Source organism: Arthrobacter sp. Y3225116, assembly GCF_059091245.1.
In genome coordinates this window covers 1-9,356 of record NZ_JBNHGL010000110.1, presented here as the reverse complement: position 1 = coordinate 9,356, position 9,356 = coordinate 1, and the positions used below count along the sequence as shown (strand labels likewise).

Genomic DNA, 9,356 nt, shown 5'->3' with positions numbered 1-9,356 from the left:
GTCGCCCGGGACACGGCCACGGTCACCAGGAACGCCGCCGGAACCGTCCAGGCCGCCGGCTGTCCCAGCGGCTCGGCCCAGGCGCCCAGTTTCGGTCCCGCCACCGCAGCCGCCAGCAGTGAACCGCCGCAGAGCACCGCCCCCGACACCATGCCGGCAATGGCGCCGGCGTCGGTGAGGCCGCGCCACCAGATGCCCAGCAGCAAGAGCGGGCAAATGGTCGAGGCGGTGAACGCGAAGACCGTGCCCACGCTGCCGGCCAGGGCCAGCGATTCGGTGCCCAGGGCGATGCCCAGCGGCACGATGGCCGACAGCACGGCGGCCAGCCGGAAGCCCCTGACGCTGCCGCGGAACAGGTCCTGGCTGACCACCCCGGCCAGGGACACCACCAGCCCGGAGGTGGTGGAGAGGAACGCCGCGAACGCGCCCGCCACCACGCACGCGCTCAAGAGGTCGCCGGCCAGGCCGTCCACAATCCGCCCCGGCAGCAGCAGCACCGTGGCGTCGGACTGGCTGCCGCCGGCCAGCCGCGGGGTGTGCAGCCTGCCGAGGATGCCATAGATGGTGGGGAAGAGGTAGAACAGCGCCAGCAGCCCCAGCACCAGCTGCGTGGTGCGGCGGGCGGCGGCACCGTCGGGATTGGTGTAGAAACGCACCAGCACGTGCGGCAGCCCCAGCGTGCCGAAAAGCAGGGCAACGATCAGCGAGATATTCCGGTACAGCGATGCTTCGCCGACGACATCCAGCGACGGGTCGAAGGCCGCGCCGCCGCCGGTGGCCGACTGGCCCGAACCGGCGAGGACCAGCAGGATGAACACCACCGGGACGGCCAGGGCCGTGAGTTTCAGCCAATACTGGAAGGCCTGCACGAAGGTGATGGAGCGCATGCCGCCGGTGACCACGGACAGCACCACCACGACGACGACGGCGAGGGCGCCTGCCCAGCCCGGCAGGCCCGTGGCGATGCGCACGGTCAGGGCGGCCCCGTGCAGCTGCGGCACGATGTACAGCCAGCCGACCGCTATCACCAGCAGGCTGGTGACGCGGCGGGCGGCGGTGGAATCGAGCCGTGCCGCGGCGAAGTCGGGAATCGTGTACGCGCCGGAGCGGCGCAGCGGGGCGGCCACGAACAGCAGAAGCATCAGATAGCCGGCGGTGTATCCGACGGGGAACCAGAGCGCGTCGATGCCCGAGACCAGGATCAGCCCTGCCACGCCCAAAAAGCTTGCGGCCGAGAGGTATTCGCCGCCGATGGCCGATGCATTCCACCACGGCTTGACCGTCCGCGAGGCGACGTAGAAATCACCGGTGGTGCGCGAAATCCGCAGCCCGTAGATGCCGATCAGCACGGTGGCGGCGCAGACCGCGGCCACCGCCGCCAGCCCGGCGGCCGCGTTCACTGCCTCGTCCCCGGGTCAACCCGGTCGGCCGTCAACTCGCGGAAGCGGCGCTCGTTGCGGGCGGCCGCCCGGTTGTAGAGCGCGGCGCACGCCAGGATGATCGGGTAGATCCCGATGCCCAGCAGCAGCCAGGGGAGCGGGACGGTGAACACGGTCAGCGTGCCCGTGAGCGGTACCAGCGCGATCAGCACGGCCATGCCCAGCAGGATCAGCCCGAATCCGGCCGCCACCACGACGGCCAGGCGCAATTGGGAACGGACCAGGGACCGCACGAAGAGTTCGCCGACCTCGGACTGCTCGGCCACCTCGCGGGAGAAGGTGTAGCCGCCCGCAGGCCGGGGCGCGGCCGAACGCGGCGCGGTGACGCGGACCCGCTGCCGGAAACCGGCCGACGGAACCTGTGCATCGCCGTCGGGCAGCGGGGCGCCGTCGGGCAGCGGGGCGCCGCCGTCGTCACCAGGGGGAACCTCGCCGCGGCCGGGACCGCTGCTCATCCGCGCGGCCTCACCCGCGTGGCCTCCAGCCTGTCGCGGACGGCGGGCAGATGACGCCGGCTGACGGGCAGTTCCGCACCGCCGACCAGCAGGCTGGCCCTCCCGGCGCTGGTGCGCATCTGCTGGATTTGGTCCATCGCCACCAGGTAGGACCGGTGGATCCGGAGGTAGCCGGCGTCCGCCCACTGACGCTCCAGGTCGTTGAGCGGCACCCGGATCAGGTAGCTGGAGTCGGCCGTGTGCAGCCGGGCGTAATCGCCCTGGGCCTGCACATACTGGATCTCGTCGCGCCGGATCATCTTGGTAATGCCGCCCTGGTCAACGGTGACGACTTCAGGCTTGGCGGCGCCGCCGTCTTCCATCAGTTCGCAGATCCGGCGCACGGATTCCGCCAGCCGGTCTGCCCGCACCGGCTTGAGCAGATAGTCCACGGCGGCCAGCTCGAAGGCCTGCAGCGCCTTGTCCTCATCGGCGGTCACGAAAACGACGGCGGGCGGGCGGCTGAAGCGGGAAATGACCTTGGCGATGTCCAGCCCGGTCAGGGCCGGCATGTGGATGTCCAGAAAGAGCGCGTCCACGTCGTGACGCTCCAAGGCACGCAGCGCTTCGGCGCCGCTGGTGGCCTTGTGGACCTCCCCGATCCGGGAATCCCGGGCGAGCAGGTACGCCAGGGCCTCGACGGCGGGGGCTTCGTCATCGGCGACAACCACATTGACCATGGCCCACAGTCTATTAGGCCCCGGGGTGTAGCTCCGCGCCGGACGCTTCAGTCCACCAGGTTCCCGGGCTGGAACTTGGGTAGCCGCAGCGTGACCAGCGTGCCGGCACCGGGCGCCGTGTCGACCACCAGGCCGTGTTCGTCGCCGTAGACCTGCCGCAGCCTCACGTCCACGTTGCGCAAGCCCACATGGTCGCCTTCGGCGCGGCCGGCCAGCACGGTGCGCAGCCGCTCCGGATCCATGCCCACGCCGTCGTCTTCAATGGTCACCACGGCGTAGGCCCCGGCGTCGTGGGCGGTGATGGTGATCTGCCCCGGCCCTTCCTTGGCTTCGATCCCGTGGCGCACCGCGTTCTCCACCAAGGGCTGCAGGGAGAGGAACGGTATGACGGTGCTGAGGACTTCGGGGCCGATCTGCAGGCTGACCCTGAGCCGGTCACCGAACCGGGCCCGTTCCAGCAGCAGGTAGCGGTCGATCGATTTCAGTTCCTCCGCCAGGGTGGTGAAGTCTCCGTGCCGCCGGAAGGAGTAGCGGGTGAAGTCGGCGAACTCGATCACCAGCTCCCGTGCCCGCGCCGGGTCGGTGAGGATGTAGGAGGCGATGGCGTTCAGGGCGTTGTAGATGAAGTGCGGGCTGATCTGGGCCCGGAGCGCGCGCACCTCGGCCTCCATCAGCAAGGTCCGCGAGGTGTCCAGTTCGGCTAGTTCGATCTGCGTGGCCACCCAGGCCGCGACCTCGTTGGTGGCCCGCACGAGCGACGCGGCGACGTGTCCGGTGTAGGCGCCGACGGTGCCGACCACCCGGTCCTGGACCCGGATCGGGGCGAAGACCGCTTCCGTCGGGCCGCCGTCCCGGGCGGCGGCCCCCCGCGGGACCCGGCCCTCCGGCAGCAACTGATCGCCGCGGAAGACCCGGGTGCGTCCCGATCCGATGGTCTTGCCAGCCAGGCGCAGGGCCGACTCCGGCGGCTGGCCGGCGCCGTCCCAGCCGAGCACATCGTCCAACCCGGTCAACACCAGCACCTCGGAGCCCAACAGGCCGCGCAGGTGCTTGCTCGCCTTGCCGGCGCCGGCCGGCGTCAGTCCGGCGCGCAGGTACTGGCCGGCAAGCCCCGCGGTATGCAGCGTGGCGTAGGTTGCGCGGTCGGCCTCGGAGCCAAGGTCCCGGTAGGACCGGGTCAGCTTAAAGCCCACCAGCGCGATCACCGCCACCGCCGCCGCGGCCAGGGCGGCGATGAGCGCGATGTCCACGGCCGGGCTGAGCATGCCCTCCAGCCTAGCCGCCGGACGGCCGGGCCGATTGCAGCTCGGCGCACGGAGGTGCCGTTCACCGCAGCCGGAGAGCCGTTGGGCGACCCGACCCGCCCGGCCGCTGGCCACCGGCCCCGCCAGCTAGCAGAGTGATCGCAGTCACACACGCCACGCGTGTGCCCGAAGAGGAGGAAAAGATGGGCAACAACCCTCACCCGGACGCCGGAACCGCCGCGGCCGTGGACTTCCGAGAGGTCCAAGGCAGTCCGGAATTCACCGAGCTGCGCAGGCGCCACCGCTCATTCGTGTTCCCGATGGCAGTGGCCTTCCTGCTGTGGTACTTCGCCTACGTGCTCCTGGCCGACTACGCGCACGACTTTATGTCCACCAAGCTGTGGGGCAACATCAACGTCGGCCTGGTCCTGGGCCTGCTGCAATTCGTGAGCACCTTCGCCATCACCACCTGGTACGTCCGCTACGCCAACAGGAAGCTGGACCCGATCGCCACTGACATCCGCCGCAGCCTCGAGGACGAGGGTGTCGGCCTACCGGAGGACACCAAATGAACCACTCCGTCACCATCCCGCTGGCCGTCACGGCGGACGACATTAAGGATTCCACCTGGATCAACATCCTGATCTTCGCGCTGTTCGTCGGCGTGACGCTGGTAGTGGTGCTGCGGGCCAGCCGGAATAACAAGACCGCCGCCGACTACTACGCGGCGGGCCGGTCCTTCAGCGGCGGCCAGAACGGCACCGCCATTGCCGGCGACTACCTGTCGGCCGCATCGTTCCTGGGCATCTGCGGCGCGATCGCGATTAACGGCTACGACGGTTTCCTGTACTCGATCGGCTTCCTGGTGGCGTGGCTGGTGGCCCTGCTGCTGGTGGCCGAACTGCTGCGCAACACCGGCAAGTTCACCATGGCAGATGTGCTCTCCTTCCGGCTGCGGCAGCGCCCGGTGCGGATCGCCGCGGCCATCACCACGCTGGCGGTGTGTTTCTTCTACCTGCTGGCGCAGATGGCCGGCGCCGGCGGCCTTGTCTCGCTGCTGATCGGCATCGACTCCAAGCTGGGACAGTCCCTGGTGATCATCGTCGTCGGCGCGCTGATGATCCTCTACGTCCTGGTCGGCGGCATGAAGGGCACCACCTGGGTCCAGATCATCAAGGCCTGCCTGCTGATCGCCGGTGCGTTCATCATGACCGTCTGGGTGCTGGCACTGCACGGCTTCAACCTGTCCGAGCTGCTGGGTGCCGCCGTGGATACCGCCGGCAATCCCGAGTTGCTCAATCCGGGCCTGCAGTACGGGGTCTCGGAGGCGTCCAAGCTGGACTTCATCTCGCTGGCGCTTGCCCTGGTGCTGGGCACCGCGGCCCTGCCGCACGTGCTGATGCGCTTTTACACCGTACCCACGGCCAAGGAGGCCCGCCGGTCCGTGGTCTGGGCCATCTGGCTGATCGGCGCGTTCTACCTGTTCACCCTGGTGCTGGGCTACGGCGCCGCGGCCCTGATCGGCCCGGAAGCCATCAAGAGCGCTCCGGGCGGGGTCAACTCAGCCGCGCCGCTGCTGGCCTTCGCGCTCGGCGGCCCGGTGCTGCTGGGGCTGATCTCCGCGGTCGCATTCGCCACCATCCTGGCGGTGGTGGCCGGCCTGACCATCACCGCGGCCGCCTCCTTCGCGCACGATATCTACGCGAACGTGGTGCGCAAGGGACAGGTCGACTCGGCCGGCGAGGTCAAGGTGGCCCGCCGCACGGTGGTGGTCATCGGCGTCGTCTCCATCCTCGGCGGCATCGGCGCGCAGGGCCAGAACGTGGCCTTCCTCGTGGCCCTGGCGTTCGCGGTGGCCGCCTCCGCCAACCTGCCCACCATCGTCTACTCGCTGTTCTGGAAGCGCTTCACCACCCAGGGCGCGGTGTGGAGCATGTACGGCGGCCTGGGCGCGGCCATCGTCCTGATCGCGTTCTCCCCGGTGGTCTCCGGAAAGGAGACGTCGATGATCCCCGGCGCGGACTTCGCCATCTTCGGCCTGAACAACCCGGGCATCGTCTCCATCCCGCTCGCGTTCTTCCTGGGCTGGCTGGGAACCGTGCTGGACAAGAACCGCGAGGACGCGTCCAAGCAGGCCGAAATGGAGGTCCGCTCGCTCACCGGCGTCGGTGCGGAGAAGGCCACGGTTCACTGAGACGACGACGGCGGCGCGCGCCTGCTGCAACGCGCCGCCACAGATAACCCTGCGGGCCCGGCGGTCGATTGCCGGGCCCGCAGCCATGCGGGTCGCCTGACAGTCAGCCGGTTGCCCGGGCCCCGCGGGAGAGCAGCGGTTCGATCCGGAACGGGATCAGTTCGTGCATGGCCAGCGACGTGTCGGTCCGCTCCACGCCGTCGATCGCCAGGATCTTGCCGTTGACGCGGAACAGGTCCTCGGCGCCCTCGGAGACGACGCGGGCCAGGATATCCGCCTGGCCCGTGATGCCGATCGCTTCGAGTACCTCCGGAATGCGGGCCAACTCGTCGGTGATTTGTTGCAGTTTCGGCTGGTGCACGTGGATGTGGATGAAGGCCGCCAGCGGGTACCCCACGGCGGCGGGATTGATCCGCCGGTCGAAGGCAAGGAACACCTGGTCCTTTTCCAGCCGGGCCATGCGCGCCTGCACCGTGTTGCGGGACAGGCCCAGGATCTGCGCCAGGGCCACGACGGTCCGGCGCGGATCCTGCGTCAGGGCTCCCAGTAACCGCAGGTCGGTGCCGTCCAGATTCCGCATATTGCGCAGACTAGCACGGCCTGCCCGGCCCCGACAGGGCATCCTGCTCAGTTTTTGTCGGGATCATTGCGCTACTTGCGGGATGTGAGTAGTGTCACAGTCAACCGCGGGCAAAGGTGCAGGCGGGGCTGTCCGGCGCCGGGAGGTCCACAAGACCTTCCCGGCCCTGAAGACGCAAAGGGAGTGTCGCAAGTGTCCTTACCAGGCACGGACCCGGCCGGTCCGCATTACCAGGAAAGCTACATCCAACTGCTCGCGCCGGACGGCACGCGGGCCCCCAGCGGGGAGTTCGACCCCTGGCTGGAGGATATCGACGGCGACCGACTCGCCGGCCTCTACCAGGACATGGTGGTGGTCCGCCGCCTGGACCAGGAAGCCACCGCCTTGCAGCGGCAGGGAGAGCTCGCCTTGTGGCCGCCGCTGCTGGGGCAGGAAGCGGCCCAGATCGGTTCCGGCCGCGCCCTGCGCAAGGACGACTTCGTCTTCTCCAGCTACCGGGAAAACGGCGTCGCGTACTGCCGCGGCGTGGACCTGACCGACATGATCCGTGTCTGGCGCGGCAACAGGCCCTCCGGCTGGAACCCCTACGAGATCAACATGGCCACCCCGCAGGTCATCATCGGCGCCCAAACGCTGCACGCCACCGGCTATGCCATGGCGGTCAAGTTCGACGGCGACGACGCCGTGGCGGTGACGTATTTCGGCGACGGCGCCACCAGCCAGGGCGACGTGAACGAGGCCATGGTGTTTGCCGCCAGCTTCCAGGCACCGGTGATCTTCTTCTGCCAAAACAACCAGTGGGCGATCTCCGAACCGGTGTCGCTGCAGGCCCAGGGCAAACTTTCCGACCGGGCGCCCGGATTCGGCATCCCCAGCTACCGGGTGGACGGCAACGACGTCCTGGCCTGCCTGGCGGTGACCCGCCGGGCGTTGGAGCACGCGCGCAGCGGCGGCGGCCCCTCCTTCATCGAAGCGGTCACCTACCGGATGGGACCGCACACGACCGCGGACGATCCCACCCGCTACCGCGACGCGAACGAGCTGGAGGATTGGAAGAGCCGGGATCCGATCGACCGGCTGGCCGCCCATCTGGCGGCCGAGGGCCTGTTGGACGAGGGCCTGCAACAGCGGGTCCGGGACGCCGCCGACCGGGCCGCGGCCGAGATGCGGGCCGGCTGCACGACCATGGCCGACCCTGAGGACTTGGAACTGTTCGAGAACGTCTACGTGGCGCCGCACCCCGTGCTGGCGGAACAGCGCGCGCACTACGAGCGCTATCTTGATTCGTTCGACGCTGCCGAGGGAGGCCGCTGATGACTACCATGACGTTTGGACGCGCCATCAACACCGGGCTGCGCAAGGCCCTGGAGAACGACCCCAGGGTGGTGATCATCGGCGAGGACATCGGAGCGTTGGGCGGGGTGTTCCGCATCACCGACGAACTGCAAAAAGACTTCGGCGCCCACCGGGTGATCGACGCCCCGCTGGCCGAGTCCGCGATCCTGGGCACCGCCGTCGGGATGGCCTACCGGGGCTACCGGCCGGTCTGCGAAATCCAGTTCGACGGCTTCATCTACCCGGCGTTCGACCAGATCGTCAGCCAGGTAGCCAAGCTGCACTACCGCACCCGCGGCCGGGTCAAGATGCCGCTGACCATCCGGGTGCCCTTCGGCGGCGGCATCGGCGCGGCCGAACACCACTCCGAATCCCCGGAGGCGTATTTCACCCACACCTCCGGGCTGCGGGTGGTGGCAGTGTCCAACCCGCAGGACGCCTGCACGATGATCCAGCAGGCCATCGCCGCCGACGATCCGGTGGTCTACTTCGAGCCGAAGCGGCGGTACCACACCAAGGGCGAAGTGGACGAGAATGCGCTGGAGTCCGCCCTGCCGATGGGCAGCGCCCGGGTGGAGGTGCCCGGGTCCGACGTGACCCTGGTGGCCTACGGCGCGCTGGTCCAGACGGCGCGGGAGGCGGCCCAGGCCGCCGAGGACGACGGCGTGTCGGTGGAAGTCATCGACCTGCGCTCGCTGTCGCCGCTGGACTTTCCCACCGTGGAGGCCTCGGTGCGCAAGACCGGCCGCCTGGTGATCACGCACGAGGCCGCCCGGACCGGCGGGCTTGGCGCGGAGATCGCGGCCAGCCTGACCGAGCGCTGCTTCTATCATCTGGAACACGCTCCCGTGCGGATCGCCGGGATGGACATTCCCTACCCTCCGGCCAAGCTGGAGCGGCATCACCTCCCGGACCTGGACCGCATCCTGGACGGGGTGGACCGGGCGCTCGGCCGGCCCAACTCGCTGACCGGACTGGAGGACTGAAGCCGTGGGGATCAAGGTATTTAAGTTGCCGGACCTGGGCGAGGGGCTCACCGAGTCGGAGATCGTCAGCTGGAGCGTGGCCGAGGGCGACGCGGTCCAGCTCAACCAGATCCTGGGCGAGGTGGAAACCGCCAAGGCCGTGGTCGAGCTGCCCTCGCCGTTCGCCGGAGTGGTCCGGACCCTGCATGAGGTACCCGGCACTACGGTCAGCGTGGGCGAGCCGATCGTCTCCATCGAGGTGGAAGACGCGGGGCAGGGCGACGACGGCGCGAAGGCCGCCGGAAGGCCGCCGGAGCCGCGCCGCGAGGCGAACCTGGTGGGGTACGGTGCGGCCGCCGAAGGGAACGGGCGGCCGGCCCGGCGCCCGCGCAAGACCGGCCCGCGCAAGACCATAGGGGCGGCGG

The 9,356-nt window shown here is 69.4% G+C and carries 10 protein-coding genes; 5 read left to right on the top strand and 5 right to left on the bottom strand.

Annotated elements, in window-relative coordinates; all coding sequences use genetic code 11:
- From AC5RV2_RS11075 to AC5RV2_RS11060, 4 genes are all read right to left on the bottom strand, one after another.
- Window positions 1-1,400 (bottom strand): sodium/solute symporter (locus AC5RV2_RS11075; protein WP_494092371.1); only part of this gene is annotated, 1,400 nt, incomplete at its 3' end.
- Complete coding sequence (locus tag AC5RV2_RS11070; protein WP_494092370.1) at window positions 1,397-1,894, bottom strand: DUF485 domain-containing protein; 498 nt, start codon at window positions 1,892-1,894, stop codon at window positions 1,397-1,399. The genes AC5RV2_RS11070 and AC5RV2_RS11075, both read right to left, overlap by 4 nt.
- Window positions 1,891-2,613: a LytR/AlgR family response regulator transcription factor gene (locus AC5RV2_RS11065; protein WP_494092369.1), complete on the bottom strand. Its 723-nt coding sequence runs from the start codon at window positions 2,611-2,613 to the stop codon at window positions 1,891-1,893. The genes AC5RV2_RS11070 and AC5RV2_RS11065 overlap by 4 nt, the downstream gene beginning before the upstream one ends.
- A gap of 47 nt (window positions 2,614-2,660) precedes the next feature.
- Entirely contained in the window at window positions 2,661-3,878 is a 1,218-nt protein-coding gene (locus tag AC5RV2_RS11060; protein WP_494092368.1) for a sensor histidine kinase, read from the bottom strand.
- 182 nt (window positions 3,879-4,060) lie between these two features.
- Here AC5RV2_RS11060 and AC5RV2_RS11055 point away from each other — a divergent pair, with 182 nt between their 5' ends.
- Together AC5RV2_RS11055 and AC5RV2_RS11050 are read left to right on the top strand one after the other, a co-directional pair.
- Entirely contained in the window at window positions 4,061-4,429 is a 369-nt protein-coding gene (locus tag AC5RV2_RS11055) for a DUF485 domain-containing protein (protein WP_494068028.1), read from the top strand.
- On the top strand, window positions 4,426-6,051 hold the full coding sequence (locus AC5RV2_RS11050; protein WP_494092367.1) for a monocarboxylic acid transporter: 1,626 nt from the start codon (window positions 4,426-4,428) through the stop codon (window positions 6,049-6,051). The genes AC5RV2_RS11055 and AC5RV2_RS11050 overlap by 4 nt, the downstream gene beginning before the upstream one ends.
- A gap of 103 nt (window positions 6,052-6,154) precedes the next feature.
- Here the strand turns inward: AC5RV2_RS11050 and AC5RV2_RS11045 are convergent, their stop codons facing one another.
- The gene (locus AC5RV2_RS11045; RefSeq protein ID WP_494092366.1) at window positions 6,155-6,631 is read right to left on the bottom strand and encodes an Lrp/AsnC family transcriptional regulator; all 477 of its coding nucleotides are present in this window, start codon (window positions 6,629-6,631) and stop codon (window positions 6,155-6,157) included.
- Window positions 6,632-6,823: 192 nt separating this feature from the next.
- On the opposite strand from AC5RV2_RS11045, the gene pdhA reads away from it, so the two are divergent.
- The 3 genes from pdhA to AC5RV2_RS11030 form a co-directional block, all read left to right on the top strand.
- Window positions 6,824-7,945 carry a pyruvate dehydrogenase (acetyl-transferring) E1 component subunit alpha gene (gene pdhA, locus AC5RV2_RS11040; protein WP_494092365.1) on the top strand — a complete coding sequence of 374 codons (1,122 nt, stop codon included), beginning with the start codon at window positions 6,824-6,826 and terminating at the stop codon, window positions 7,943-7,945.
- Window positions 7,945-8,952, top strand: coding sequence for an alpha-ketoacid dehydrogenase subunit beta (locus AC5RV2_RS11035; protein WP_494092364.1), 1,008 nt, complete (start codon window positions 7,945-7,947; stop codon window positions 8,950-8,952). Before pdhA ends, AC5RV2_RS11035 begins: the two co-directional genes overlap by 1 nt.
- A gap of 4 nt (window positions 8,953-8,956) precedes the next feature.
- Window positions 8,957-9,356, top strand: a 400-nt coding sequence (locus tag AC5RV2_RS11030) for a biotin/lipoyl-containing protein (protein ID WP_494092363.1), incomplete at its 3' end; no start/stop codon positions are given.